This window comes from Herbiconiux daphne (assembly GCF_024979295.1).
GTDB lineage: Bacteria > Actinomycetota > Actinomycetes > Actinomycetales > Microbacteriaceae > Herbiconiux > Herbiconiux daphnes.
In genome coordinates this window covers 138,721-165,500 of sequence record NZ_JANLCJ010000007.1, presented here as the reverse complement: position 1 = coordinate 165,500, position 26,780 = coordinate 138,721, and the positions used below count along the sequence as shown (strand labels likewise).

General features: G+C 69.9%; 22 protein-coding genes, 1 tRNA gene, 1 other RNA gene and 1 pseudogene. 15 read left to right on the top strand and 10 right to left on the bottom strand.

The window, feature by feature from the left end; all coding sequences use genetic code 11:
- Both N1032_RS18065 and N1032_RS18060 read right to left on the bottom strand, forming a co-directional pair.
- Positions 1 to 442: hypothetical protein (locus N1032_RS18065; RefSeq protein ID WP_259540593.1), on the bottom strand; the 442-nt coding region annotated here is incomplete at its 3' end.
- A 71-nt stretch (positions 443 to 513) separates the two neighbouring features.
- A pseudogene (locus N1032_RS18060) lies at positions 514 to 1,083 on the bottom strand (ice-binding family protein); the annotation flags it as partial.
- Positions 1,084 to 1,436: 353 nt separating this feature from the next.
- On the opposite strand from N1032_RS18060, the gene N1032_RS18055 reads away from it, so the two are divergent.
- On the top strand, positions 1,437 to 2,222 hold the full coding sequence (locus N1032_RS18055; RefSeq protein WP_259540588.1) for a hypothetical protein: 786 nt from the start codon (positions 1,437 to 1,439) through the stop codon (positions 2,220 to 2,222).
- 18 nt (positions 2,223 to 2,240) lie between these two features.
- Here N1032_RS18055 and N1032_RS18050 read toward each other — a convergent pair.
- A tRNA-Ser gene (locus N1032_RS18050) sits at positions 2,241 to 2,325 on the bottom strand.
- Positions 2,326 to 2,437: 112 nt separating this feature from the next.
- Positions 2,438 to 3,091, bottom strand: a complete 654-nt coding sequence (locus N1032_RS18045; protein WP_259540587.1) for an SDR family oxidoreductase — start codon at positions 3,089 to 3,091, stop codon at positions 2,438 to 2,440.
- Positions 3,092 to 3,149: 58 nt separating this feature from the next.
- Between N1032_RS18045 and ffs the strand changes: the two genes are divergently transcribed.
- From ffs to N1032_RS18030, 3 genes are all read left to right on the top strand, one after another.
- Positions 3,150 to 3,246, top strand: an RNA gene (gene ffs, locus N1032_RS18040) — signal recognition particle sRNA small type.
- Positions 3,247 to 3,351: 105 nt separating this feature from the next.
- A complete protein-coding gene (pta, locus tag N1032_RS18035) occupies positions 3,352 to 5,571 on the top strand; it encodes a phosphate acetyltransferase (protein WP_259540586.1) in 2,220 nt (739 codons plus the stop codon).
- Positions 5,568 to 6,764: an acetate/propionate family kinase gene (locus tag N1032_RS18030; RefSeq protein WP_259540585.1), complete on the top strand. Its 1,197-nt coding sequence runs from the start codon at positions 5,568 to 5,570 to the stop codon at positions 6,762 to 6,764. Before pta ends, N1032_RS18030 begins: the two co-directional genes overlap by 4 nt.
- A 120-nt stretch (positions 6,765 to 6,884) precedes the next feature.
- On the opposite strand, the gene N1032_RS28320 is transcribed toward N1032_RS18030, so the two are convergent.
- A complete protein-coding gene (locus N1032_RS28320; RefSeq protein ID WP_310795966.1) occupies positions 6,885 to 8,033 on the bottom strand; it encodes a GNAT family acetyltransferase in 1,149 nt (382 codons plus the stop codon).
- A 74-nt stretch (positions 8,034 to 8,107) separates the two neighbouring features.
- Here N1032_RS28320 and N1032_RS18015 point away from each other — a divergent pair, with 74 nt between their 5' ends.
- The 4 genes from N1032_RS18015 to N1032_RS18000 all read left to right on the top strand — a co-directional run bounded on the left by N1032_RS18015 (position 8,108) and on the right by N1032_RS18000 (position 14,839).
- Positions 8,108 to 8,572 (top strand): GNAT family N-acetyltransferase, encoded by a 465-nt coding sequence (locus tag N1032_RS18015; RefSeq protein ID WP_259540584.1) that lies wholly within the window; start codon positions 8,108 to 8,110, stop codon positions 8,570 to 8,572.
- A gap of 115 nt (positions 8,573 to 8,687) precedes the next feature.
- Complete coding sequence (locus N1032_RS18010) at positions 8,688 to 11,786, top strand: DNA polymerase III subunit gamma and tau (protein ID WP_407933055.1); 3,099 nt, start codon at positions 8,688 to 8,690, stop codon at positions 11,784 to 11,786.
- Positions 11,787 to 11,801: 15 nt separating this feature from the next.
- Positions 11,802 to 12,401, top strand: a complete 600-nt coding sequence (recR, locus tag N1032_RS18005) for a recombination mediator RecR (RefSeq protein ID WP_259540582.1) — start codon at positions 11,802 to 11,804, stop codon at positions 12,399 to 12,401.
- Positions 12,402 to 12,877: 476 nt separating this feature from the next.
- Entirely contained in the window at positions 12,878 to 14,839 is a 1,962-nt protein-coding gene (locus N1032_RS18000; protein WP_259540581.1) for a bifunctional 3'-5' exonuclease/DNA polymerase, read from the top strand.
- A 125-nt stretch (positions 14,840 to 14,964) separates the two neighbouring features.
- Here N1032_RS18000 and N1032_RS17995 read toward each other — a convergent pair whose 3' ends face one another.
- Positions 14,965 to 15,168 (bottom strand): hypothetical protein, encoded by a 204-nt coding sequence (locus N1032_RS17995; RefSeq protein ID WP_259540580.1) that lies wholly within the window; start codon positions 15,166 to 15,168, stop codon positions 14,965 to 14,967.
- A 77-nt stretch (positions 15,169 to 15,245) separates the two neighbouring features.
- Positions 15,246 to 15,674, bottom strand: a complete 429-nt coding sequence (locus N1032_RS17990; protein ID WP_259540579.1) for a cupin domain-containing protein — start codon at positions 15,672 to 15,674, stop codon at positions 15,246 to 15,248.
- Between the two features lie 113 nt (positions 15,675 to 15,787).
- On the opposite strand from N1032_RS17990, the gene N1032_RS17985 reads away from it, so the two are divergent.
- From N1032_RS17985 to N1032_RS17960, 5 genes are all read left to right on the top strand, one after another.
- A complete protein-coding gene (locus N1032_RS17985) occupies positions 15,788 to 17,056 on the top strand; it encodes an aspartate kinase (RefSeq protein WP_259540578.1) in 1,269 nt (422 codons plus the stop codon).
- Positions 17,057 to 17,090: 34 nt separating this feature from the next.
- Entirely contained in the window at positions 17,091 to 18,179 is a 1,089-nt protein-coding gene (locus N1032_RS17980) for an aspartate-semialdehyde dehydrogenase (protein WP_259540577.1), read from the top strand.
- Between the two features lie 166 nt (positions 18,180 to 18,345).
- Entirely contained in the window at positions 18,346 to 19,182 is an 837-nt protein-coding gene (locus N1032_RS17970; protein ID WP_310795965.1) for an SGNH/GDSL hydrolase family protein, read from the top strand.
- Positions 19,183 to 19,265: 83 nt separating this feature from the next.
- Positions 19,266 to 21,764: a putative bifunctional diguanylate cyclase/phosphodiesterase gene (locus N1032_RS17965; protein WP_259540576.1), complete on the top strand. Its 2,499-nt coding sequence runs from the start codon at positions 19,266 to 19,268 to the stop codon at positions 21,762 to 21,764.
- A 31-nt stretch (positions 21,765 to 21,795) separates the two neighbouring features.
- On the top strand, positions 21,796 to 22,785 hold the full coding sequence (locus N1032_RS17960; protein ID WP_259540575.1) for a glycoside hydrolase family 6 protein: 990 nt from the start codon (positions 21,796 to 21,798) through the stop codon (positions 22,783 to 22,785).
- Positions 22,786 to 22,793: 8 nt separating this feature from the next.
- Here N1032_RS17960 and N1032_RS17955 read toward each other — a convergent pair whose 3' ends face one another.
- Positions 22,794 to 23,228 (bottom strand): response regulator, encoded by a 435-nt coding sequence (locus N1032_RS17955; protein ID WP_259540574.1) that lies wholly within the window; start codon positions 23,226 to 23,228, stop codon positions 22,794 to 22,796.
- Between the two features lie 32 nt (positions 23,229 to 23,260).
- Between N1032_RS17955 and N1032_RS17950 the strand changes: the two genes are divergently transcribed.
- On the top strand, positions 23,261 to 24,154 hold the full coding sequence (locus N1032_RS17950) for a response regulator transcription factor (RefSeq protein WP_259540573.1): 894 nt from the start codon (positions 23,261 to 23,263) through the stop codon (positions 24,152 to 24,154).
- Between the two features lie 6 nt (positions 24,155 to 24,160).
- On the opposite strand, the gene N1032_RS17945 is transcribed toward N1032_RS17950, so the two are convergent.
- Both N1032_RS17945 and N1032_RS17940 read right to left on the bottom strand, forming a co-directional pair.
- A complete protein-coding gene (locus N1032_RS17945; RefSeq protein WP_259540572.1) occupies positions 24,161 to 24,550 on the bottom strand; it encodes a hypothetical protein in 390 nt (129 codons plus the stop codon).
- Positions 24,547 to 25,992, bottom strand: coding sequence for a glycosyltransferase family 2 protein (locus tag N1032_RS17940; protein ID WP_259540571.1), 1,446 nt, complete (start codon positions 25,990 to 25,992; stop codon positions 24,547 to 24,549). Before N1032_RS17940 ends, N1032_RS17945 begins: the two co-directional genes overlap by 4 nt.
- Positions 25,993 to 26,119: 127 nt before the next feature.
- On the opposite strand from N1032_RS17940, the gene N1032_RS17935 reads away from it, so the two are divergent.
- Positions 26,120 to 26,764 carry a hypothetical protein gene (locus N1032_RS17935; RefSeq protein ID WP_259540570.1) on the top strand — a complete coding sequence of 215 codons (645 nt, stop codon included), beginning with the start codon at positions 26,120 to 26,122 and terminating at the stop codon, positions 26,762 to 26,764.
- Positions 26,765 to 26,780: the final 16 nt, after the last annotated feature.

Genomic DNA, 26,780 nt, shown 5'->3' with positions numbered 1-26,780 from the left:
TGTCGTCGGCGGGGTGGTTGTCGGCGGCGTTGTCGTGGGCGGCGTCGTGGTTGGCGGCGTCGTCGTCGGCGGCGTTGTCGTGGGCGGTGTTGTCGTCGGCGGGGTGGTCGTCGGCGGCGTAGTCGTCGGAGGAGTCGTCGTCGGCGGCGTCGTGGTGGGCGGTGTCGTTGTGGGAGGCGTTGTCGTCGGCGGGGTGGTTGTCGGCGGCGTTGTCGTGGGCGGCGTCGTGGTTGGCGGCGTCGTTGTGGGAGGCGTTGTCGTCGGCGGGGTGGTCGTCGGCGGCGTTGTCGTTGGCGGCGTCGTGGTTGGCGGCGTGGTTGTCGGCGGCGTTGTCGTGGGCGGTGTCGTGGTTGGCGGCGTGGTTGTCGGCGGTGTCGTCGTGGGCGGTGTCGTGGTCGGCGGCGTGGTTGTCGGCGGTGTCGTCGTCGGCGGGGTCACGCATCCGCCGCCCGTGAACACGTTCGAGTCGAGGGTGACCGAGCCGTTGCGGGCGAGAGCCCGGCCGTCGACGGTCGCGCCCGTCGCCAAGGTGATCGTGGTCAGCGCCATGATGGTGCCGACGAACGACGTCGAGGTGCCCAGCGTGGCCGAGCTGCCCACCTGCCAGAACACGTTGCAGCTGCGGGCGCCGTTGATGGGCACGACGCTGCTCGACGTGGCGGTGGTGAGCGCCGATCCGATCTGGAAGATGAAGACCGCGTTCGAGTCGCCCTGGGCGTCGAGCGTGAGCGCGCCGGTGAGACCGGCGGTGCTCGAAGCGTTGTAGACGCCGGCGAGGAGGGTCTGGCCTCCGAGGTCGCCGGTGATCGAGGCATCCGGAGCCTGCCCTGCGACCGCGTTGTAGGCCACGGTGAGGTCGCTCTGGGCCTGGCCGGCCGCGGCGTCCGCGGCGTGCGTGGCGCCCGAGGCGAGGCCGGGCGGAAACCCGGTGATGGCCGTGCCCGGGCTCACGCCGAGGTCGCCACCGAGAACGCTCGGTCCCGTGTTGGTGACCGAGGCCCCTCCGAGCACCGAGTAGCTGGCGGCGGTGCCGAGATCGGGAGCGACGCCGATGGCGCTCGCCGACTGCGAGGCCGAGAGCATGGCGGCGAATCCGACGAACAAGACGGTGCCACCCGCGATGGCGCGGTTGTGGCGACGTTTCAGATCGGTTGTTGCATGGCGTGGAACATTTCGGCCTCTCATGAAGCCCCCCAATTTCCCTCGACGACGAGGGTCCCCATCACGAAATGTGAATGGCGGCCAACCGTATGCCCCTCCAGGGGCGTTTACCTAGGCCAGCGGCCTTATTGCCAGGTTGGTGGACATTGTTCACATACCGGAAACTTAACGCCAGGTGTACGGTTCTACTATTCCGGGTGAACACGGTGCAGTGATCTCCCGGCTCGAGGACGAGTCCGGTGCCGGGTTCGCCGACCCGAGGGGGAGCACGCGCCATGGCAAATACACCGACGTCCGCCATCCGTTCCACTGTGCGCTGGACCTTCAGCGGTCAGCGCTCGGTCGCCCTCGTGGCGGTGTTGATCGTGGGCGTCGACATCGCTCTCGGCCTCGTGCATCTGCTCGTGATGGCCCTGTTCGACGCCCCGAACCTCTGGCGCGTCGACATGGACGGCAGCTACGGCGAGGCCTTCCAATACGTCAAGTACGTGTGGGTGCTCGCCCTGGTGATCGTCTACGCCCGGCAGGCGCGCAACTGGCCGATGGTGGCCTGGGTGCCGCTCATCGTCTACTTCCTGCTCGACGACTCGGTGCAGTTCCACGAGCTCATCGGCTACTGGTACTCCACCCAGCCGTGGTCGTTCGGCATCAGCGTCGTCAGCGCCGAGACGCTGGGTGAGTTGGCGGCCTCGGCGGCCTTCGGTCTCGTGCTGCTGATACCCCTCGTCATCGGTTACCTGAAGGGTGACGCCCGCACGCGGTGGATCTTCCGGGTCATGGCGGTCATCCTCGCGGTGCTGCTGGTGTTCGCCGTGGTGATCGACGTGCTGCATTCGCTGGTGGTCGACATCCGCATCCTCGACCGGGGCATCGGCTTCGCGGAGGACTTCGGCGAGATGCTGGCGCTCTCGGCGCTCGTGCTGTTCGTCTTTCGCCTGAACGTGAGCGGCGGCGAACGCGGCTTCGCAACGCCGCCTGCAGGCGTGGCGTCGGGTGTCGCAGAGCGGAGTGCGGCGGACTCGAACCCTGCCGTCGTCGCGCGCTCACGTCATGCGTCGTAGCGGTGGCTTTCGTAGGAGCGGAGAATGGGGGATTCGAACCCCCGAGGGCTTGCACCCAACACGCTTTCCAAGCGTGCGCCATAGGCCACTAGGCGAATTCTCCTGAGCATCGGCCCGCGGAACGGGCGATGACCAAAAAGCATCCTACCCGTAGTCGGCGGCCGCCGCGCGCCACCCGCCGCCGTCGAGCCCTCGACGGCCCACCCGCAGCTCGCTCAGAGCGCGCGCAACGCCTCGGCGATCGGGGTGGTTCCCGAGATCGCCTCGAACTGCTTGCGCACGGCATCGCCCGTCGTGAGCAGGTGCACGAGTATCCACGCCACGTCGGCGCGTGGGATGCTGCCGCGCCCGGTCGAGTCGGCGAGGGTCACGAGACCGGTCGCGGGGTCGTCGGTGAGACCGCCGGGCCGCACGATGGTCCAGTCGAGGTCGGTGGCGCGCACGGCGGCATCCGCTTCGCTCTTCGCACGCAGGTAGACCTGGAAGACGTCGTCGCTCGACGGATCGAACGCGTCGGCGCCCATGGCCGACACCAGCACGTAGCGGTGGATGCCGGCCCGCCACGCCGCATCGGCGAGCAGCACGGCCCCGTCGCGGTCGACGGTGAGCTTGCGCTCGGCCGATGAACCGGGCCCGGCTCCGGCCGCGAACACGACCGCGTCGATCGACTTGGCGGCCAGTTCGCCGGCGAGCTTCTCGGAGTCGGACTGCTCCAGATCGAGCACGAGCGCGTGGCCGCCGGCGTCTTCGACCTCCGACGCGTGGGCCGGATTGCGCACGATGCCCCACACCTCATGACCCGACGACGTGAGCAGCTTGGTGGCGAGCAGGGCTATCTGGCCGTGGCCTCCTGCGATGGCGATCTTCATGGCTCCAGTCAACGCCAGTGCGGGCTTCGAGCCAAGCCCGGGTCACGCTACAATGGTTTCCGGCCCCCCGTGTGGCGCCATCCAGGCCAACTCCCCCAGGACGGAAACGTAGCAAGGGTAACCGGGCTCTGGCGGGTGCGCGGGGGGTCCTTTCGTGCCCGCAGCAGGGCCGCTCGAGGGGTCGCGGCAGCTCGTGCAGCATCGCCAGCGGCACGGCCCGCGACCATAGACTGGAACACGGACGACCGAAGAGGATTTCCGTGCCTTCACTCGAACAGACCCCCCCCGCCGCCGGCATCAAGAGCATCTACATCACCTCTGCCGAGGGCCATTCCGGCAAGTCCACCGTCGCGCTCGGCGTGCTCGACACGCTGCGCCGCTCGATCCAGCGCGTCGGCGTCTTCCGCCCCGTCGCGCGTTCGGTGAGCGCCCGTGACTACGTGCTCGAGATGCTGCTCGAGCACGACGGCATCGACCTCGACTACGAGGCCGCCATCGGCGTCACCTACGACGACGTGCACAACGATCCGGATGCCGCCCTCTCCCGCATCGTCGAACGCTACAAGGCCGTCGAGCGCGAGTGCGACGCCGTGGTGATCATCGGCTCCGACTACACCGACGTCGGCAGCCCCACGGAGCTCGGGTTCAACGCCCGCATCGCCGCCAACCTCGGAGCGCCCGTGCTGCTCGTGCTCGGCGGCCGCAAGGGGCAGGGCTCCGAGGAGCTGCTCGGGCACTCCGATGCCCGCACCCCGGATGACATGCGGCAGATCACCGAGATCGCACTCGTCGAGCTGCGCAACGCCCACGCCACCCTCGTCGGCATCGTGGCCAACCGCTCCGACCCCGAGAATCTCGAGAAGATCCGCGACGCCATCGGCCGCGCCGCACGCGAAGCGGTCGACGACCTGGTGGCGTCGGCCGCGGTCGCCCCGCCCGTCGACGACACCCCGCCGCTCCCGGCCCAGCCCCGGCGCATCCCGGTTTGGGCCATTCCCGAAGACCGCGTGCTCGTGGCGCCGAGCATGGAGGGCATCGTCGAGTCCATCGGCGGAACCCTCATCATGGGCGACCCGCGCCTGCTGGCCCGCGAGGCGCTGGGTGTCGTCGTGGCCGCGATGTCGATGCGCAACGTGCTCCCGCGGCTCACCGAGGGCGCCGTGGTGGTCGTTCCGGGCGACCGCGCCGAGGTGCTGCTCGCCGTGCTGATGGCCAACGCCTCGGGCACCTTCCCCTCCCTCGCCGGCATCGTGCTGAACGGCGGTTTCGAGCTGCCCGAGCCGGTGGTGCGGCTGATCGAGGGGCTCGACCCCAAGATCCCCATCATCACCACCCCGCTCGGCACCTACGAGACCGCGGTGCGCATCACCTCCACGCGCGGCCGGCTCGCCGCAGACTCGCAGGTCAAGTACGACAGCGCGCTCGCCCTGTTCGAGCAATACGTCGACGCCGAGCAGCTTCTCGCCCTGCTCGACGTGAGCCGAGCGGATGTCGTGACACCGCTGATGTTCGAATACGGCCTGCTCGACCGTGCCCGCTCGGCCGACCGGCACATCGTGCTTCCCGAGGGCGGCGACGACCGCATCCTCCGGGCCGCGAGCACCGTGCTGAAGCGCGGGGTCGCCCGCCTCACCATCCTGGGCGAAGAAGACGAGGTGCGCGGCCGCGCCACCGACCTCGGCCTCGACCTCACGGCGGCGTCGGTCGTCAGCCCGTTCGATCCCGAGCTGCGGCAGAGGTTCGCCGAGGAGTACCAGAGCCTGCGCGCCCACAAGGGCACCACGTTCGACATGGCGTTCGACACGGTGACCGATGTCTCGTACTTCGGCACCATGATGGTGCAGCTCGGCCTCGCCGACGGCATGGTGTCGGGGGCCGCGCACACGACCGCGCACACCATCCGCCCGGCGTTCGAGATCATCAAGACCCGGCCCGGCGTCTCGGTCGTCTCGAGCGTGTTCCTGATGGCGCTCGCCGACCGGGTGCTCGTCTACGGCGACTGCGCGGTGGTGCCCGACCCCACCAGCGAGCAGCTCGCCGACATCGCGGTGTCGTCGTCAGAGACGGCGCAGCAGTTCGGCATCGAGCCGCGCGTGGCGATGCTGTCGTATTCCACGGGTTCGTCGGGCACCGGCGCCGACGTCGAGAAGGTGCGGGCAGCAACCGCGCTCGTGCACGAACACCGCCCCGACCTGCTGGTCGAGGGCCCGATCCAATACGATGCCGCAGCGGATGCCGTGGTCGCCGCCGCGAAGATGCCCGGTTCGCGGGTGGCGGGCCGTGCCACAGTGTTCATCTTCCCGGACTTGAACACGGGCAACAACACCTACAAGGCTGTTCAGCGGAGTGCTGGAGCGGTGGCCATCGGGCCGGTGCTGCAGGGACTCAACAAGCCCATCAACGACCTTTCCCGAGGAGCGCTCGTGCAGGACATCGTCAACACCATCGCCATCACGGCCATCCAGGCGGCCGGCGCATGAGCATCATCCTGGTCGTCAACAGCGGGTCGTCGTCGTTCAAGTACCAGCTGATCGAGGTGGAGTCCGAGACCGTGCTCGCGTCCGGTCTGGTGGAGCGCATCGGCGAGGAATCGGGCCACACCCGGCACACCACCCAGGTCGGCCTGTGGGAGGAGGAGCTTCCCATTCCCGACCACACCGCCGGGTTCGCCGCCATGCTCAAAGCGTTCGAGGAGCACGGTCCGAACCTCTCGACGCATCCGCTCGCCGCCGTGGGGCACCGCGTGGTGCACGGGGGCAAGCGTTTCCACGAGGCGACCGTCATCACCGACCTCGTGAAGATCAACATCGAAGACCTCTCCGAGCTCGCGCCGCTGCACAACCCGGCGAACCTGCAGGGCATCGAGGCTGCGCAGAAGGCCTTCCCCGACGTGCCGCAGGTGGCCGTGTTCGACACGGCGTTCCACCAGACGCTGCCGCCGGCCGCCTACACCTACGCCATCGACGCCCAGTTGGCCGAGAAGCAGCGGGTGCGGCGCTACGGGTTCCATGGCACGTCGCACAAATACGTGTCGCAGGCGACGGCCGAGTTCTTGGGCCGACCGCTCGAGGAAGTTAAGATGATCATCCTGCACCTCGGCAACGGGGCGTCGGTGTGCGCGGTCGACGGCGGGCGTTCGGTCGAGACATCCATGGGCATGACGCCGCTCGAGGGGCTCGTAATGGGAACGCGGTCGGGCGACCTCGACCCGGGGGTGCTGTTCCATCTGAACCGCAAGACCGGCATGGGGTTCGCCGAGCTCGACGAGTTGCTCAACCGCCGCAGCGGGTTGCTCGGGCTGTCGGGGCACGGCGACATGCGCGACGTGCAGAAGGCCGCCGCCGAGGGCGACAAGGCGGCCGAGCTGGCGCTCGAGGTGTATCTGCACCGCATCCGGGGCTATGTGGGCTCGTACTACGCGCAGCTCGGGCACCTCGATGCGATCGTGTTCACGGCCGGGGTCGGCGAGAACAACCCGCTCGTGCGGCAGCGGGCGCTGTCGGGGCTGGCCGAGCTGGGCATCGAGGTGTCGCCGGCGCTCAACGAGGCGGGTGGCTCGCGGGCGGCCCGGCGCATCTCGCCGCCGTCGTCGCGCGTCGAGGTGCTCGTCGTGCCGACCAACGAGGAACTCGAGATCGCCCGGCAGTCGCTCGCGGCGGTGGCGGGCGCTTAGGGCGGCCCGACCTGCCGGCCGTCTGGGCGAATTCGGTTAGCGGATGCAGAAATTTCGAAGAGCGAGGCCGTATACGCGGCCACTCGTCGAAATTTCTGCATCCGCTAACCGAACCCGGCGTCAGTCGTCGGGGATGAGGCGTTTGCCGAAGCTCACGGCGCCGTCGGGGGCGTAGCCGAGGGCCTCGTAGAACGCCATGACGGGCTCGTTGCCCGCGCGGATCTGCAGGTTGAGTTTCGGGCAGCCCCGCTCGCGCAGCAGCGTCTCGGCCTCGGTCATCAGGGCGCGGCCGATGCCGCCGCCCTGCGCGGCCGGGTCGACGGCGAGGTAGTTCACCCAGCCGCGGTGACCGTCGTAGCCCACCATCGCGCTGCCGAGCAGCGCGCCCGTGTCGATCGACTCGGCCACGAGAAAGAGCTCGGGCTGCGTGGTGAGTTTGCGGGCGATGTCTTTGCGGGGGTCGTTCCAGGGGCGCACGAGGCCGCAGGCCTGCCAGAGCGCGACGACGGCGTCGGTGTCGGCGGGGCGGAACGAGCGGATCCACGGGGCGGCGTCGTCGCGCGTGTCGTGGTCACGCGTGGCGGTCGAGCGGGCGGGCTCGGCGGTCGTTCGCCGGGCGGCGGCGTCTGCCGGGCCTGCTGCCGCGGCTTCGCTCGCGGGGGCTTCGGCACCCTCGGGGCGAGCCTCGCCGAGGGCGCGGGTGACGGCATCCGTCATCGCCTGGCGCTGAACGGCGGGGGAGTAGGTCTCGGGGTCGACGGCGCTGAGCGTGTTCGCGCCGTCGGCGAGCGAGATGAGCGCGAGGGCCTCGCGGCGCGCCCGGTCGGCCGGCCAGTCGGGCCGGCACGCCTCGACCAGCCGCGTGATGCGGGCCACGAAGCTGCGGTTGCGGGCGATGTGGCGCTCGGCGAGGGCGGGGTCGGCGAGGGCGGCGGCGAGGTAGCTGATCCACACGCGTGACTCGTCGACGCTGCGCTGGTCGAGCGAGAGGGCGTCGAGCAGCACGGCGAGCAGGGCCTCGCGGGGAGTGGTCGCCGCGGCCTCGGCGGCGTCGAGCTGCTCGCCGGTGCGCTGGTGCAGCAGGTCGCGCGCGTGCAGCAGCAGTGCCTCCTTGGTGGGGAAGGCGTGCATGACGAGGCCGGTGGTGCACCCGGCTCGCTCGGCGACCGCGCGGATGGTGAGGCCCGGCAGCCCACGTTCGGTGAGCAGCGACCAGGTGGCCTCGGAGAGGCGCTGCTGCTGGTCGGCGAGGTTGCGCTGGCGGCTCATGGGCGTCCTTTCCCGGTTTGCCGTCTCAGCATAACAATTGTTACGGTAATGCTTGTTCCCCGAAGGAGGCGCCCGTGCAGCCCGACATCACCATCGCCCGCGAGCCGTTCGACGGCGCCGACGCCGCCGCGTTGCGCCGGGCCCAGCGTGACGAGCTCGACGCCCGCTACGGGCGCGACGACCACGAGCCGGGTGAGAAGCCGACGGCTGAATCGGTGCCGGTGTTCCTGGTGGCCCGTGACGCGTCGGGAACGGCGATCGGATGCGGCGGGCTGCGACTGCTCGCCGACGGCGGCGCCGAGATCAAGCGGATGTACGTGGTGCCCGCCTCGCGCGGAACGGGAGTGTCGACCGCCGTTCTGCACGCGATCGAGCGCGAGGCGTTGACGCTGGGTGTCGAGCGACTGGTGCTCGAGACCGGCACCGAGCAGCCCGACGCCATCCGCTTCTATGAGCGCGAGGGGTACGAACTCATTCCCAACTTCGGTGCCTATGTCGACTCGCCGATCTCGGTCTGCTACGCCCGCCGTCTGGTCTGATCGCATCCCCTCCACAGGCGCCCTCGCCACCGGCCCCGGTGTCGGTGGGCGAAGGTAGTCTTGTCGGGTGGTCACCGCCCTTTATCGCCGTTACCGGCCAGAGAACTTCGCCGAGATGATCGGGCAGTCGCAGGTGACCGATCCGCTCATGACGGCGTTGCGCACCAACCGGGTCAATCACGCCTATCTGTTCAGTGGTCCGCGCGGGTGCGGCAAGACGACATCCGCCCGCATCCTGGCCCGCTGCCTCAACTGCGCCGAGGGCCCCACCGACACCCCGTGCGGCGTCTGCCCCAGCTGCGTCGAGCTCGGGCGCGACGGCCCCGGCTCGCTCGACGTGGTCGAGATCGACGCGGCGAGCCACAACGGCGTCGACGACGCCCGCGACCTGCGCGAGCGCGCGGTGTTCGCGCCGGCCCGCGACCGGTTCAAGATCTTCATCCTAGACGAGGCGCACATGGTGACGCCGCAGGGTTTCAACGCGCTGCTCAAGATCGTCGAAGAGCCGCCCGAGCACATCAAGTTCATCTTCGCCACGACCGAGCCCGACAAGGTGATCGGCACCATCCGGTCGCGCACCCACCACTACCCGTTCCGGCTCATCCCGCCGGCGCAGCTGCTCGAATACGTGCAGCACCTCTGCGACACCGAGGGTGTCGACGTGGCGCCCGGCGTGCTGCCGCTCGTGGTGCGGGCCGGCGGCGGGTCGGCGCGCGACACGTTGTCGCTGCTCGACCAGCTCATCGCGGGCTCCGAGAACAACCGGGTCGACTACGAGCGGGCGGTCGCGCTGCTCGGTTACACCCACGGCGCGCTGCTCGCCGAGGCGATCGACGCCCTCGGCTCGCACGACGGCGCGGCGGCGTTCGACGCGGTCGACCGGGTCATCCAGACAGGGCAAGACCCGAGGCGTTTCGTCGAAGACCTGCTCGAGCGGCTGCGCGACATCATCATCGTGTCGGCGACGCGCGAGTCGGCGTCATCCGTTCTTCGCGGGGTGCCGGCCGACGAGATCGAGGCGATGCGGCGCCAGGCGGCCCTGTTCGGGCACGCCGAGCTGTCGCGGGTGGCCGACATCGTGAACACGGCGTTGTCCGAGATGACCGGGGCGACGTCGCCGCGGCTGCACCTCGAGCTGATGATCGCGCGCGCCCTGGTGCCGGCGTCTGACGACACGCAGCGCGGGGCGCTCGTGCGGGTGGAGCGGCTCGAGCGGCGCATCGGGGTCGACGCTCCGGATGCCGGCGGGGGTGCGGCTGGGGTCTCGGGTGGGTCTTCGGCGGCGTCTTCTTCTTCTTCTTCTTCGTCTCCGTCTCCGTCTCTGTCGTCGTCGGCCGCGTCGGCGGCGCGTTCGGAGGCCTCTGGCGCGCCTGCGCGCGCGTTCGACGGCGCGGCTCCCGGGGCGGTTCCGGTTGCTGCTCAGGCCGGCTGGCCGGTCACGACTCCCGGTTCGGGCGCGGATTCGACCCGGCTGGCACCTGATGCGACTTCGTCCGCGGCCGCCGTGGTCGAGCCGCCCCGCGAGGCCGACAGTTCTGAAGCAGCCACAGGGTCACCCGCACCCTCCCGGGCCGAGCAGTCTCGCGCGGGTGAGACGGGCGCCGCGGCATCCGGAACACCCGTTCCCGTGGAGCCCACGCCCGACGGCGCGTTCTCAGGAAGCACGGCCTCGTCACCCGCCACGCCCCAGAGCGGGTCGGCCGCGGTGGCCGCGGCGGCGGGCGAGGTGTCGTTGCAGCAGCTGAAAGACGCCTGGCCCGAGATTCTCGAGGTCGTGCAGAAGGCCAAGATGACCGCGTGGCTCGTGGTCTACACAGCACAGGTTCGGGCGCTCGACGGCGACGTGCTCACCCTCGCGTTCCCGAGCGAGAACGACGTCGCGAGCTTCAAGGAGCGCTCGGCTCCCGGGCAGGGTGTCAGCGAGTTCCTGCGGCAGGCCATCCTCGACGTGCTGGGTCTACGCGTGAAATACATCGCCCGCGTCGACTCCTCCCTGCGCCCCCACGACGAGGCGCCGGCGGCGTCCACGCCGGCTTCCGCCCCCGCCGCCGCGCAGCCACCCGCCTCGCCCACGAACGAAGCGCCGCCCGCGGTCGCTCCTGCCGCTGGCGCGTCGGCGCCCGATGTCGACTCGACACCTCCCACGAACCGCACAGAACGCGGGGCCTCACTGCGCGGCGGCGCTGCGTCATCCACCACCAGCACTCCCGCGTCGCCCGTTCCTCCCCGCGTCGCCGGCACGCCCGACACGGCCCCGGCCGACTCCGCCACCCAGGGCCAACCGTCGTCCGGCGCGCCATCCGCTGTGAACACCGACGGCGACGACCTCGACGACCCGGACGAGCTCGACGACGATGACAACGACCTCCCACCCGAGGAGCCGCTGCCGCCCGAGCCACGCGCCATCGTCGATGCCTCAGGCTGGGCCGTTCCCGGACTCAACGAGAACACCGCAGCCCCGATCACCGACACCGCCGCGGATGCCGCCACCGACTCCGCCGAGGTGGCCCGCATGCGCGCGCAGCTCGCCTCGTTGAAGGGTGCCGCTCAGAACCCGGCCCCCACGCAGCGCCCCAGTTCGGCCCAGACCTCCAGCTCGCCCCCCGTCTCGGCGCCGTCCGCTGGCCGTCCGCCGGCGCAGGCATCTGCTCCGGCGCAGCGCCCAACCCAGCCACCGCGCGACGCGACGCGGGCTCCCGACGCGGCCGGCCGGCGACCACCGGCGCCCACTACCACCTGGGACGTCGTCGCCATCCCCACCTCCTCGAGCGAAGAGCCACCGCCCTTCGACGAACCGATGCCGAGCGACGAGCCCGATCTGCCGCCGTCGCTGGCCGACATCATGGCGCACGGCGACCCGTCGTCGTCCGCGTCGGCCGGCCGGCGGGCCCCAGGCGGTCCCGACCAGCGCGAGCGCACCGCCCCAGGCGGGCCGGCCCAGGCCGACGCAAGCCGCGCCCCCCGCGCCGGCGATCCCGCCGCGCGCCCCGGAGCCCTGCGCTTCGCGGCATCCGGGCCCGAGCCCGACGCCGAGACGCAGACCTCGCCCACCCGAAACGCCGATGCACCCAGCGCACCGGCCGCGGCATCCGCCCCGCCCTCGACACCACCCGCCACTTCCCGCGGCCGCGCGCGCTATGGCGAGGCGGTCGTGCGCGAGATCCTCGGCGCGAATTTCATCGAAGAGCAGCCCCTCCCGGGCCGAGACGGCTAGCGAGGCGCCCCGCACATGTATGAAGGAATCGTTCAAGAACTCATCGACGAACTCGGCCGCCTGCCCGGAATCGGGCCGAAGTCGGCCCAGCGCATCGCGTTCCACATCGTGCAGACCGAGTCGTTCGACGTGAGCCGGCTCGCCGAGATCCTCACCGATGTGCGCGACAAGGTGCACTTCTGCCAGATCTGCGGCAACGTCTCCGAGCAGGAGACCTGCGCCATCTGCCGCGACCCGCGTCGTTCGCAGAACCTCATCTGCGTGGTCGAAGAGGCCAAAGACGTCGTGGCCATCGAGCGCACCCGCGAGTTCCGTGGCCTCTACCACGTGCTCGGCGGCGCGATCAGCCCGATCGACGGCATCGGCCCTGACAACCTGCGCATTCGCGAACTCATGCAGCGCCTCGCCGACGGAACCGTCACCGAAGTCATCATCGCCACCGACCCCAACCTCGAGGGCGAGGCCACCGCCACCTACCTGTCGCGCCTGCTGACCACGCTCGAGATCCGCGTGACCCGCCTCGCCTCAGGCCTCCCCGTCGGCGGCGACCTCGAATACGCCGACGAAGTCACCCTCGGCCGCGCCTTCGAGGGCCGCCGCCTCGTCGAGCGCTAGCGTGCGCCGGGCCCGGTCGCGCGCTCACGCCCGCCTCGCCCCGCACCCCGGCCCCGGATGTCGCCGATGAACCCCTCCGTCGTCGCCACCGCCCCGGCTTCCGCCCGTGTGCACCTCGTGTCCGCCGACGACACGGGTGCCCCCCTCCCCGTCCCCGGATGCCGCCCATGAGCCCCTCCGTCGTCGTCGCCACCGCCCCGGCTTCCGCCCGTGTGCACCTCGTGTCCGCCGACGACACGGGTGCCCCCCTCCCCGTCCCCGGATGCCGCCCATGAGCCCCTCCGTCGTCGTCGCCACCGCCCCGGCTTCCGCCCGTGTGCACCTCGTGTCCGCCGACGACACGGGTGCCCCCCTCCCCGTCCCCGTATGCCGCCCATGAGCCCCTCCGTCGTCGTCGCCGCCCCGGCTTCCGCCCGTGTGCACCTCGTGCCCGCCGACGACACGGGCGCCCCCCTCCCCGTCCCCGGATGCCGCCGATGAGCCCGTTCATCGTCGTCAGCGCCGCCGGCTCCGGACGTGTGCACCTCATCCGCACCGACGACGCCGGTGCGCCGGTCCCCGCCGATGTGTCTGAGGCGGCGGCGCCTGTGGGAGCGGACCCCGCCATCACCACCGTCGACGCCGCCGACCTCGCGCGCACTGTCGCAGCGCTGGAGAGCGAGCGCCCGCGTTGGGTCTGGGACGACACTTCCCGCTGGTACCCACCCCTGCTCGCCGCCGGAGTGCGCGTCGAGCGCTGCGTCGACCTGCGCCTGTCGCACGCCATTCTGCGGCACTCGACGCTCACCGAGTCGTCGGAACTCGCCAAGTCCGCGCCCAATGCCTTCACCTCGGTCGCCCAGGCCGGAGTGCCCGCGCCCGCGCTCCCGCCCTCCCCGTCCGCTCGTCAACAGCACTCCACGCTCTTCGACCTCGACGTCGACCTCGACCCTGACGACCGAGCCGATTCTCTGGGCACGCCGCCCACTGGCATCGACAGCCGCGCCGCATCCGATGACGACCGATCAGCTACGAAGGCGATCACGCCGACACCCACGCCTGCTTCCTCGACGCCGACGCCGACGCCGACGACCACGACCGCAGGCACGCCGGCTCCCACCACCCCGCCCGCCCCCAAGCCCGCGACCGCCGAGAACCCGGTGCTCCGCGAGTTCCGACGCCAACGCGAGGCCATCCGCACCGCCACCGACCCGAGCCGCATCGCGCTGCTCATCGCGGCCGAATCTGCCGGCAGCCTCGTGGCGGTCGAGATGCAGCACGCCGGAATCCCCTGGAACGCCGACCACCACGACCGCCTTCTCGCCGACCTGCTCGGCCCGCGCCCGGTCGCCCCGGGCATCCGGCCCGCGCACCTCGAAGAACTGCTCGCGAGCATCCGCACCGCTCTCGACGACCCTCTCGCCAATCCCGACTCGCCGGTCGAGCTCGTCAAGTCGCTGCGCCGCGCCGGCCTCGACGTCACGAGCACCCGCTCCTGGGAGCTCAAGTCGATCGTGCACCCCGTCATCGAGCCGCTGCTGGAATACAAGAAGCTCTCGCGCCTGCTCACCGCCAACGGCTGGAACTGGGTCGACACCTGGGTGCGCGACGGCCGATTCCACCCCAATTACATTCCGGGCGGCGTCGTCACCGGCCGCTGGGCGTCGGAGGGTGGCGGCGCCCTCCAGCTGCCGAAACAGGTGCGCAGCGCCGTCATCGCCGACCCGGGCTGGAAGCTCGTCGTCGCCGACGCCGCCCAACTCGAACCGCGCATCCTGGCGGCCCTCGCCGGCGACCGCGCCATGGCCGCCGCCGGCCGCGGTCGCGATCTCTACGACGGCATCGTCGCCTCGGGCGCCGTCGACACCCGAGCCCACGCCAAGGTCGGCATGCTCGGCGCGATGTACGGCGGCACCACCGGCGAGAGCGGCCGCATGCTGCCGCGCCTCGCCCGCGCCTACCCGGCGGCCGTGAAGTTCGTCGAAGACGCCGCCCGCGCGGGCGAAGCGGGCGCCGTCGTCACCACGCGCCTCGGCCGCACCTCACCCCGCCCGAGCGACGCCTGGCTCGACGTGCAAGACGCCGCCGGCGCCGACGGTGCCACGGATGCCGCCCGCAACCGGGCCCGCTCCGCCGCCCGCAGCTGGGGCCGCTTCACCCGCAACTTCGTGGTGCAGGGCACCGCCGCCGAATGGGCGCTCTGCTGGATCAGCAGCGTGCGCCGCCGCCTCTGGCACCTCACGCCGCCGGCCCCGGGCACGCCACTCGAGCAGCGACCCCACCTCGCGTTCTTCCTGCACGACGAGGTCATGGTGCATACACCCGCCCACCTCGCCGACGCGGTCGCCGAGGAGCTGCGATCGGCCGCGCTCGAGGCCGGCCGCCTGATCTTCGGCGACGCCCCGGTGGAGTTCCCCGTCACGGTCGCCATCGTCGGCAGCTACGACCAGGCGAAGTGACGCCCCGATCGAAAAAGCTGCAAATCACGCACACCGAGGCCCTATAGGGCCTCACTCCTCGTCATTTGCAGCTTTTTGAGCAGCCCGACGAGCAGCCCGATGCGCGCCGCCCGACCCGCCGACCCTCAGACCAGCGCCGACACGATCTCGTCGAAGCGCTCCACGCCCGCCTCGGGGCTGATGCGCCCCGCCTCGACCGCCGCCACGACGGAGTGGTACTCGAGCCGCCGCCCCGCGACATCGGCCGTCAACGGCCGCGTCGCCGAGTCGAATGCGATGTCGGCGCGCAGCCGCGCCTTGAGGGCCTTCTTCGTCCAGTTGGTGCTCACCCGAGCACGCTAACCACGGCCGGTGAATGGCTTGTGAACGGATGCCGCGAATCGGCTGTGCGACCCCGACCGCACCCTCAGCGCCGCACCAGCACCGCGACTTCCTCGGCCGTCAGCGGCGTCGGCGTGCCCGACGTCACGAGCTTCTCGAAGCCGCCGTCGTCGGCCATGATCGTGATCGTGCACAGCGGCTCGGTCGCCGACGCGTTCACGATGCGGTGCTCCGACCCCGGCTGGAGCACGAGCACGTCGCCCGCCTCGAGCGACACGACCGACTCGTCGGAGTGCGCGGTCGCCACCCCCGACAGCACGATGAACGTCTCGGCCGACTCGGCGTGCGAGTTCAGCGGCTGCGCCCCTCCCGGCTGCCAGATCTCGAGGAACACGCTCGCGCTCGACCCCTGCGCCGGCCCCGCCAGCGCAGCCAGGCGCACGGTGTCGTGCGGGCTGATCAAGAACCCGGGCAGGTCGGCGAGCTTTCTGACGATCGGTGCTTCTCCACTCATGCCCGGACTCTACGCACCCCGTGTGACAGCCACGTTTCGCGCCAGGCGATATAGTTGGCAGTCGGGTTTTCGCGCGCCCGAGCGCAACCCAGAGCAACCCCCGGGAGTCCCACGTGAGCTTGATCGTGCAGAAGTACGGCGGATCATCCGTCGCCGACGCAGAGAGCATCAAGCGGGTCGCCAAGCGCATCGTCGAGACCCGCAAGGCGGGCAATGAGGTCGTCGTGGCCGTGAGCGCCATGGGCGACACCACCGACGAGCTGCTCGACCTCGCCCACGAGGTGGCCCCCATCCCCGCGCCGCGCGAGATGGACATGCTGCTCAGCGCCGGCGAACGCATCTCGATGGCCCTGCTCGCCATGGCCATCGAGTCGCTCGGCCACGACGCCCGCAGCTTCACCGGCAGCCAGGCCGGCATGATCACCGACGCCCGCCACGGCGCCGCGAGAATCGTGGATGTCACGCCGGTGCGCCTGCGCGAGGCCCTCGATGAGGGAGCCATCGTCATCGTGGCCGGCTTCCAGGGCTTCAACCGCGACACCAAAGACATCACCACGCTCGGCCGCGGCGGTTCCGACACCACCGCCGTCGCCCTGGCCGCAGCGCTGAACGCCGACGTGTGCGAGATCTACACCGACGTCGACGGCATCTTCTCGGCCGACCCCCGCATCGTGCCGAACGCCCACAAGCTCGACCGCATCTCGAGCGAGGAGATGCTCGAGCTCGCGGCCAACGGGGCCAAGGTGCTCTACATCCGCGCCGTCGAATACGCCCGCCGCCACGGCGTGACGCTGCACGTGCGCTCCTCGTTCAACAACAACGAGGGAACCATCGTCTACAACGAGACCGAGAATGAGGGTGCCATGGAAGAGCCCATGATCGCCGGGGTCGCCACCGACCTGAGCGAAGCCAAGATCACCGTGGTCGGTGTTCCCGACATCCCGGGCAAGGCTGCCCAGATCTTCACGATCGTCGCCAAGACCGGGGCCAACATCGACATGATCGTGCAGAACGTGTCGGCGGCGAGCACCGGCCTCACCGACATCTCGTTCACCCTGCCGAAGAGCGAGGGCCAGCTCGTGCTGACCTCGCTGCGCGCCGAGCAGGAGGAGACGGGCTTCAAGGCGCTGCAGTACGACGACCAGATCGGCAAGCTCGCCCTGGTCGGCGCCGGCATGCGCACCAACGCCGGCGTCTCGGCGAAGCTCTTCACGGCCCTGTTCGAGGCCGGCATCAACATCGAGATGATCTCGACCAGCGAGATCCGCATCTCGGTGGTCACCCGCGCCGACACGATCAACGACGCACTCCGCGTGGTGCACACCGCGTTCGGCCTCGACGGCGACACCGAAGCCGTCGTGCACGCCGGCACCGGCCGGTAGACTGGGTCACTTCGGGAACGAACGGAGAGATCACGTGAGCAAGGCACTCAACGTCGGCGTCGTCGGCGCCACCGGTCAGGTCGGCAAGGTCATGCGTCGCCTTCTCGAAGAGCGCGACTTCCCGATAGAGTCGATCCGCTTCTTCGCCACGGCCCGGAGCGCCGGCACCGTGCTGCCCTTCAAGGGCCAGGATGTCGTCGTCGAAGACGTCGAGACGGCCGATCCCACGGGTCTCGACATCGCCTTGTTCTCGGCCGGCGCCACCGGCTCCCGCGCCCAGGCACCGCGTTTCGCGGCGGCCGGCGTCACCGTGATCGACAACTCCAGCGCCTGGCGCATGGATCCGGATGTTCCCCTCGTGGTCTCCGAGGTCAACCCGCACGCCATCGCCGACGCCCGCAAGGGCATCATCGCCAACCCGAACTGCACCACCATGGCGGCCATGCCCGTGCTCAAGGTGCTGCACGAGGAGGCCGGCCTCGAACGCCTCATCGTGAGCACCTACCAGGCGGTGTCGGGCTCCGGTCTCGCCGGCGCCGAAGAGCTCGCCACCCAGGCCGAGGCGGCAACGGCCGACCCGGCGAAGCTGCTGAACCTCGTGCACGACGGCTCCGCGGTCGACTTCCCCGCTCCGGTCAAGTACGTGCGCCCCATCGCATTCGACGTCATCCCGCTCGCCGGCTCCATCGTCGACGACGGCTGGCTCGAGACCGACGAAGAGAAGAAGCTGCGCAACGAGAGCCGCAAGATCCTCGAGCTGCCCGACCTGCTGGTCAGCGGCACCTGCGTTCGCGTTCCGGTGTTCACCGGCCACTCGCTCTCGATCAACGCCGAGTTCGCCGCCGACATCACGCCCGAGCGCGCCTACGAGATCCTCGCCAGTGCGCCCGGCGTCGAGGTGACGGATGTGCCCACCCCGCTGCAGGCGGCCGGCAACGACCCGAGCTACGTGGGCCGCATCCGGCAAGACCAGTCGGCTCCCGGCAAGCGCGGCCTCGTGCTGTTCATCAGCAACGACAACCTGCGCAAGGGCGCCGCCCTCAACGCCGTGCAGATCGCCGAGGTCATCGCGGCGAACGCCGCCGCGGCCGAAGAGTCGTTGCAGACGCCGGTCACGGTCTGATCCTCGGGTCTGACGGGTAGACCGGCCGCGGCGTCGCAGGCGGTTCCAATCCGATCCGGCCGGCACGCCGAACAACCGACGTGCTGAAGCGTTCCCCGAAAATCGCCCTCGTCACGGTGCTGTTCGCGGCCGGCGTGCTAGCGTTCGTCGCCGGCATCGCCGGATCGTGACCGGCACCCGCGTGACCACCCGCACGGCCCGCACGACGGCCCGCACCACCACTCTGTCGCTGGCCGGCGCGGTCGTCGGCCTGGCCGCCCTCATCGGGGCGATGACCGGGCTCTCGGCCTGGTCGACCGCCGGCGCCTCCACCGGGCAGCAGGCCAACCCGCCCGCCGGGGCCTCCAAAGGGCAACAAGCCGCCCCGGCCGCCCCGCTGCCCACCGTCGACCCCGCCCTCGCCGCCGAGGCCCGCGCCGCCGACCCGGATGCCCCGCTCGTGGCCTTCTACGGCGACTCCTACACCCTCGGCACCGGCGCATCCGACCCCGCCCTGCGCTGGTCGACCACCATCTGCGCCGACCGCGGCTGGACCGAGTTCAACCCCAGCGTCAACGGCCTCGGCTTCGTCAACAACCGCGCGAGCACCCCGCCCGACTACCTCGACAGCGACGAGATCCCCCAGATCATCGCCCGCGACCCCGACATCGTGTTCGTGACCATGGGCCTCAACGACAACTTCTCGATGCCCGAGCGCGCCGACGCCATCCAGAACGCCATCGCCACCGACTTCACCACCCTCGTCGCCGCACTGCCCGACGCCCGCATCATCGTGGTCGAGCCGTTCTGGTACACCGACGATCGCCCGCCCTCGGTGCAGACCGTCATCGACTGGGTCGACCGCGAGGCCGCCGCGATCGGCGCCGATCGAGTTCCGGATGCCTCGCAGTGGCTTCGGGGGCATCCGGAGTGGATGGCGGCCGATGGTCTGCACCCCGACGACCAGGGCTATGCCGAGATGGCTCGCAGGATGGACGCGGCCCTCCGCGAGCTCGGCCTGTAGCCGCTCGGCCCGGCGACTCGATAAACTTCACCGCACAGGAGGCACGTCAGACCGGCTCCCGCCCCCATTGTCGACAGGACGCCATGGCAGAGCTCGAACAACGCAAGGTGAACACGCTCGTCTCGTTCCTGCTCGTGCTGGCGGCGATGGCGATCCTGGTCACGGGCGTGGTGATGGGCCTCGGGAATCCGCCGGCGAACTGGCTCACGGTCGCCGTGTTCCTCATCAGCGTCGGCGTCGCCGCCGTCTACCAGATGCCCACCGGCCGGGTCTCGGGCCTTCCGCCGCTCGGCGTCACCGGAGCGCTGCTCGTGGTCGCCACGATCGGCACCAATCCGGCCTTCGACGTCGCGATGTGGGTCTTGGCCTACTTCACCTCGAAGGCCGTCATCACGCGCGCGCCGTGGGTCGCCGCCCAGTGGACCGGTGTCGCCGCCGTCGCCGCGGTGGCCTTCGTGGCCGTGTCGCGCGCACTCATCGACCTCGGCCTGTTCGCCCCGCTCGCCATCGTGCTCAGCATGGCGGTCTACATGGCCGTGGTGCTGGCGCTCGAGTTCGTGCGGGAACGCGGCCAGTGGAGCATCAACCAGTCGTTCGGCATCAGTGCCCTGAGCCCCGTGCGGCTGCTGGTCATCCTCGCCATCTGCTCGGTGGTCGCGGTCGGCATCTACGCGGTCTCGTCGGGTCTGCTCGGGCTCGTCGACGGCAGCGAAGACGAGTTGCGGCTGGCGCGGCAGACCATCCCCCTGCTCGTCGTGGCCCTGTTCTTCTACGGGGCCGCGAAGAGGCGCCAGACCCGCAGCAGCGAGCGCCGGCTCAGCGGGGTCGTGGATGCCGCCCGCGCCCTGCCGTGGGATCTGCAGCAAGACCCCAAGGAGTCGATGGTGCTGTTCGCGCGCCGCGCGATCGAGGCCGCCGACTTCGAGGTGCGCCGCACGCCGCCGGGCCGCAACGAGATCGGCGCCCGCTTCTCGTCGATCAACGCGGCCGACCCTCAGCTCACGCCCGAGTCGATCGATCGCGGCGAGGACGACGTGTCGCAGGAGCATCAGGAAGACGCGGTCGAACCCACCGAATACCTCGTGGCGAGCCGCAAGACCGGTGGTGGCCCGTTCACCCCCGACGACGAGCTCGCTCTCGACGCGATCGGCCACATCGCCTCCGAGACCGCGCGGGTGCGCGGCGCCTACGACACCCTGCTCGACCGGGTCGACCGCGACTCGCTCACGGGCCTGCCCAACTACAACGCGTTCCAGCGCTCGCTCGCCCGGCTCAACGAAGACCGCAGCTACGCCTCGGGCATCGCCGTGCTCTTCATCGACCTCGACCAGTTCAAGCGCCTCAACGACACCGAGGGCCACCACATCGGCGACGAGGTGCTCTCGACGGTGGCGACCCGCCTGCGGGCGAGCGTGCGACCGCACGACTTCGTCGCCCGGGTCGGCGGCGACGAGTTCGTGGTCATCCTCACCAAGCTGCAGTCGCTGGCCGAGAGCAAGGCGGTCGCCGACCACATCGTGGGCAACATCGGCACCCCCGCGACGCTGGGCGGCCGCGAATACCGGCCGCTGGTGAGCGTGGGCCTGGCCTACTCGGGTCACCAGGAGACCGACCCGCAGTCGATCGTGGTCGACGCCGACCACAGCATGCTGGCCATCAAGAAGTCGCGCCGCCAGGGCGGCCCGTCGTTCGAGTCGAGCATCGGCATCTCGCCCCACCGGTCGAGCCGCATCAACGAGATCGTGGCGAAGGCCATCGACGACGGCGTGCTGAACGTGGTCTACCAGCCCATCGTCAACACGCTCGAAGACAAGATCTGGGCGTTCGAGTCGCTCGTGCGCTACACGCATCCGGAGCTCGGCCGCATCTCGACGTCGTCGCTGATCGAGAAGGCCAAGGGACTCGGCCGCATGGACCTGCTCACCAAGCAGGTCATCGAGGCGTCGCTCAAGTCGGCCCGCGAGTTCCGCAAGGTCGTGCCGGGCATCTCGGTGATGACCATCAACCTCGAGGTCGAGCAGATCCGCGACGAGCACGTCGGCGCCTTCTTGAAAGACATCGTGCCGCGGTATCCGGATGTCTCGCTCTGCCTCGAGCTCAATGAGCGCTCCACGAAAGACATCGACGACGACCTCCGGGCGCAGGCAGAGCACTTCCGGCAGCTCGGCATGCTGATCGCCCTCGACGACTACGGTTCCGAGGCGTCGAGCGTCGGCGCGCTCGTGCGCATCCCGATGGACATCCTGAAGATCGACCGCTCGCTCGTCGACAACCTCGACGACACCCGCCAGCGCGAGGTCGTGCGCGCGCTGCAGGGCTTCGGCGACGCCTTCGACTACTCCACCGTGGTGGAGGGCATCGAGACCCAGGATGCGGTCGACGTGCTGGTCGGCATCGGCGTGCGCCACGCGCAGGGCTTCTTCTACGGCCGCCCGGTGCCGTTCTCGCAGACCATGTCGCGGTTGAAGGCCTACGGCGCCGCGGGCACCATCACGCGACCGGGCATCGTGAGCCCGCCACCGCCCCCGGTCGCGGGCCGGGGCCCCGCCGTTCAGAGGGATAGCGCCGTTCAGACCGGATAGAGTGAGGCAACGTCCGATCGGGGGAGACAACGTGACCGGAGTTCTGCCGCGAGTCGGCTTGGGGGTGGCGATCGTGGCGATCGTCGGAGCGCTCACCGCCATGGTCGCTGGAGTCGGCTCGATCTACGCCCAGGGCGGGGTCGCGTCTGACAACCCCTTCGCCGGCAAGACGCTCTTCGTCGACCCGGAGTCGAAGGCCGCCACGGCGGCGGCGAAGGCCACCGACGACGGCGACACGGCGTCGGCCGGCACGATCGGCGGCATCGCCGACGTGCCCACCGCCATCTGGCTGACGCCCGAGAAGCATCCGACGGGCGAGGTCGGCGGGTATGTCTCCGACCTGATGGATCAGGCCGAGAACCTCGGCCAGACCCCCATCTTCACGGTTTACGGCATCCCGAACCGCGACTGCGGCAACTACTCCGGCGGCGGCCTCTCGGCGGAGCAGTACCCGGTGTGGGTGCAGGAGATCGCCGACGGCCTGCAGGATCGCGGCGCGGTGATCATCCTCGAACCCGACGCGCTCGCGTTGGCCGACGAGTGCGACAACGTCGACGAGCGACTCGACGAGGTCGGGGCATCCGTCGACACCCTGGCCGCCGCAGGCCTGACGGTCTACATCGACGCCGGGCACTCGAACTGGGGACCGGCCACCGAGATGGCCGACCTGCTCAACCGTGCCGGGGTCGAACGCGCCCGTGGGTTCTCGACCAACGTGTCGAACTACAACGCCACCGATCTCGAGCAGGCCTACGCCGACACCATCTCGGGGCTCACCAACGGCGCCCACTACGTGATCGACACCTCGCGCAACGGCAACGGCTCGACGGGGGAGTGGTGCAACCCGCCCGGGCGTGCGCTCGGTGCGACGCCGGCGGCCTCGCGGGCCGGGTCGGCCCAAGACGCGAACCTCTGGGTGAAGCCGCCCGGCGAGAGCGACGGCGAGTGCAACGGCGGCCCCGCGGCCGGCGAGTGGTGGACGAGCAACGCCCTCGAACTCGCGGCCGACGCGGGCTGGTAGCCCTCAGCTCACCGCCGGCCGGGTGTTGGGTCGGGCGCCGTGTCGCTCGGCGGAGCGAGCGGAAGGCCGAGCGCGCCACGGGCCATCTCGTCGATGAGCCCGAACGGCACGCTCTTCTCGAGCACGGTGAAGGCGCCCGCCGAGAGCGCACGCTGGGGGTCGTCATCCGGATCGGCCGCGGTCACCACGAGCACAGCGGTTCCTGAGGCCCGGATGGTGCGCACGCGCGACTCGATCGACTTGCGCTGGCTCGAGGCGGCGTCGACCACGGCGAGATCGGTGGGAAAACCGGGGTCGTTCAGCAGGTCGCCCCAGTTGGCGACCGAGAGCACGACCTCGAGGGCCCCGTCGTGCACGGCGATCCATCGAGCCAGCCCGTCGGCGAATTGCGAGTCCCCGCTCACGATCGCGACCCGTAGTCGGCGCGTGCCCGAAACCTTCATCTCGATCCCCAACCGTTGATACCATCATGGCAATGGACACTCATGGGGAACGACGCGTCGCAGTGATCATCGAGGATGATGCGGACATCCGCCATCTGCTCGAGACAGTCCTCACTCAAGCCGGCTTCGAGGTGGTGGCCACCGGTAACGGCCTCGACGGAGTGCAGGCGGTTCGCGCCTACGACCCCATGGTCACCACTCTCGACGTCAGCATGCCGGGCATCGACGGCTTCGAGGCGGCCAAGCGCATCCGGGCGTTCAGCAACACCTACCTGGTGATGCTCACCGCTCGCGACGAAGAGATCGACACCCTGCAGGGCCTCGAGGCCGGGGCCGACGACTACCTCACGAAACCCTTCCGGCCGCGCGAGCTGCGCGCCCGCATCGAGGCCATGATGCGCCGCCCGCGTCAGGTGCTCGCCACCGACGGTTCGGGCCCGGTCGCTCCGGTTGCCGCTGCGGCCACCCCGGTCGCGGCGCAGCCCGCCACGCTCGCGCCCGCCGCCGTCACCACCGAGGCTCCGGTCGCGGCGGCTCCGGCGCCGGCGCCCGCGGCCGAACCCGCTGCCCCCAAGAGCTACGACAAAGACGACGGATGGCTCGAGCACAACGGTCTCTTCGTCAATTCCGAGATGCGCCTCGTCGAGAAGGAGGGCAAGTCGGTCGAGCTCACGCGAAGCGAGTTCGACCTGCTCAACGCCCTGATGGAGAGCCAGCGCCGCGTGCGCAGCAAGGCCGACCTGGCGCTGCTGCTGCGTGGCGAGAGCTACGTGACCGCCCACTTCGTGAGCGAGGCCGACAAGCGGGCCATCGAGGTGCACATGGCCAACCTGCGCCGCAAGCTGGCCGACAGCATAACGACCCCGCGCTGGATCGAGACCGTGCGCGGGGTCGGTTACCGACTGGCTGCTTCCGAAGACGACTGAGGTCATCTAGGGCTGAGCTCCTGCTGTCTGCTGTGGGGTTCGGAGCGACTCCATCACAGTGGCCAGCTCCTGGCAGGTGAGCTCCCCGACTTCGTTGAGCCGTGCAAGGTGGCTCAGGCTTCCGGGCAGATCGGCAACTCTCACCGCAGAATGCACCATGCCGGCGACGGCCTCGAGAGGCCGTGCGCCGAGCATGGCGCTGCTGCTGCGGATGCTCAGCAGAACCACATCGGCATCCTCGAAATCGCGGTTGCCGAGGGCATTCATCAACCTCTGGGATCGGGTCTCCCAGAGGTTGATGAAGTCGTGCGCGAACCGCCCGCGGCGCTCGTCGTCCCCGATCGATCCGAGGAGAGCGAGCAGCGCGGGCTGTTCGACGTAGGTGGGTGAGGTCAAACCTTGTACCCCCGGTAGCGGCGCAGAACCTTCGCCAGCATGCTGAGGGTCTGGATGATCGTGATCACACCGAGGATGGGCCAGCCGATCCAGAGCACGGTCGACTGCATGAACGGGTCGAGCTGGAACCAGACCAGCACGAGCACGGCGACGACGAGCACCAGGATGACGAGGGGAACGAGGTAGCCGTTTCCGCGGCCGCGCTCGGCCTTGGCCTGAGCGGCCCAGTTGTCGGTCTGCTTGCGGCTGAGGAACTTGGTCCAGGCCCGCAGGAAGTGCCCGAGCCTGACCCACATGTAGATCTCGGCCGGAAAGAGGAAGACGGCGAAGAAGATGTCGCGCCCGTTGCGGTTCTTCATCGACAGCGCGGTGCGCAGGTTCAGGAGAATGGCGATCACCGGGGGGATGAGCCAGATCGGCGAGAAGACGAAGGCGCTGATCGACAGCGACGCGAGCAGCAGGATGAAGAAGAGCACGCGGGTCACGAGGTTCGTGAGCATCGAGAGGTTCTCGAGCCAGCGCAGGCGCAGGTTGGGGTGGAAGGGCTGACCCTTGGTGTCGCCGCGCTGACCGGGCCACATGAGCTCGATCGCGCCGAAGTTCCACTTGACCTGCTGGGCGTCGAGGCCGCGGAGGGTGGTCATGCCACCGACATCCGCTCGCGACTGGGCCGAGATCTTGGTGAGGTAGCCGGCGCTCTTGATCTGCAGCGACAGCAGCGAGTCCTCGACCTCGGAGTCTTTGACCCAGGGGGTGTCCTGGTGGTTCTCGACCATGATCTGGCGCAGCGCCTTGGTGCTGAAGATCGAGAACTGGCCGCCGAGCACCGCCATGTTTCGGCCTTTCAGCATGTTCTGCATGTTGAAGGCGGCGAACTGGAAGCGCTGGCCGGTGATGAGGAACTTCGCGATGAAGCCCTTGATCGGGCGGTCGTCGATCGAGAAGATCGCCGAGATGCCGCCGATGCGGCTGTCGGAGGTGATCTCCTCGGCGAGGCGCTCGACCGCGTCGGGGGCGGCGGTGGTGTCGCCGTCGACGCCGAGCAGGAAGTCGCAGCCCTCGACCAGCTGGTAGCCGTAGTTGAGCGCGCCGACCTTCTTGTCCTTGTTCTTGCCGATGTCGTGAACGTAGACCTCGGTGAACTGCTCGACCCCGTCGATCTCCTTGAGGTGCGGGCCGGCGTACTGGGCGGCGATCTTCACGGTGTCGTCGGTGGTGTTGTTGACGACGACGTGGATGACGTCGGGGAGGCGGGTCTGGCCGAGAAGCGACTCGAGCACGTCGCCGATGGACTCGGCCTCGTTGTAGGCGGGGATGATGCATCCGATGGTCGGACGGTAAGAGGGGAGGGACTCGACCGACTCGATGAAGTCGTTGGCGAACGCGTCGTCGGAGGCGCCGAGTTCGGTGCGGTCCGTCACGTACGGGTTGATGTCTGTCATGTCTGCAAGTCTGCGATACCTCCCACAGCGTTCCCGCGCCAATGGGCCAGGGTCGCCTCAAGATCGGCTTAGGATTGCGTCAGTGCATCTTGAGGCTGCGCTGAGGTTCAGGGGGAGGGGCGAGGCCATGGCAGAATTCCGCGGAATCACGCGGCGCGGGGCGGTGCGATCGATCACCGTCACCGGGCTCGCGCTGGCCGCTGCCGTGGCGCTCAGTGGGTGCGGAACGGCCCCCTGGGACCAGCCGGGCTTCAACACCGACTCCGTGACCCCCACGAGGTCGTCGACCCCGACGGCGCCGGCAACGATCACCCCGATCGTCAACGAGCTCGCCACCGGGTCGGCCCACCACACGCTGCAGGCCGGCGACATCGCCCTGTCGGTCGACTACTACTCCACCCTCAGCATGGATCAGTGGACGGCCGAGGCCAACAAACCGCTCACCTTCTCGCTGCAGGGCACGCTCGGCTCCGACCAGGGGCAGAGTATCTACCTCTCACGCGTGTCGCTGACGCCGGCGGTCAGCGGACCGACCGGGCCGCTCACCTCGCCCTCGCCCATCACCGACCAGTCGTCGACGGCGCCGGGCTACTACATCAAGGCGCCCTACACCTACAGCCAGACCTTCATCCTGCCGGCGCTCGACCCGTCGGCGACGTCGGTCACGCTCTCGTTCACCTACGAGATCCTGCTGCAGACGGCTCCCGGCTCCGGCGACTACGCCAAGCAGACGGCGAGCGACCAGCTGACGGTGGCGATCGCGCAGCCCTAGCTGCTGGCTGTGCTAG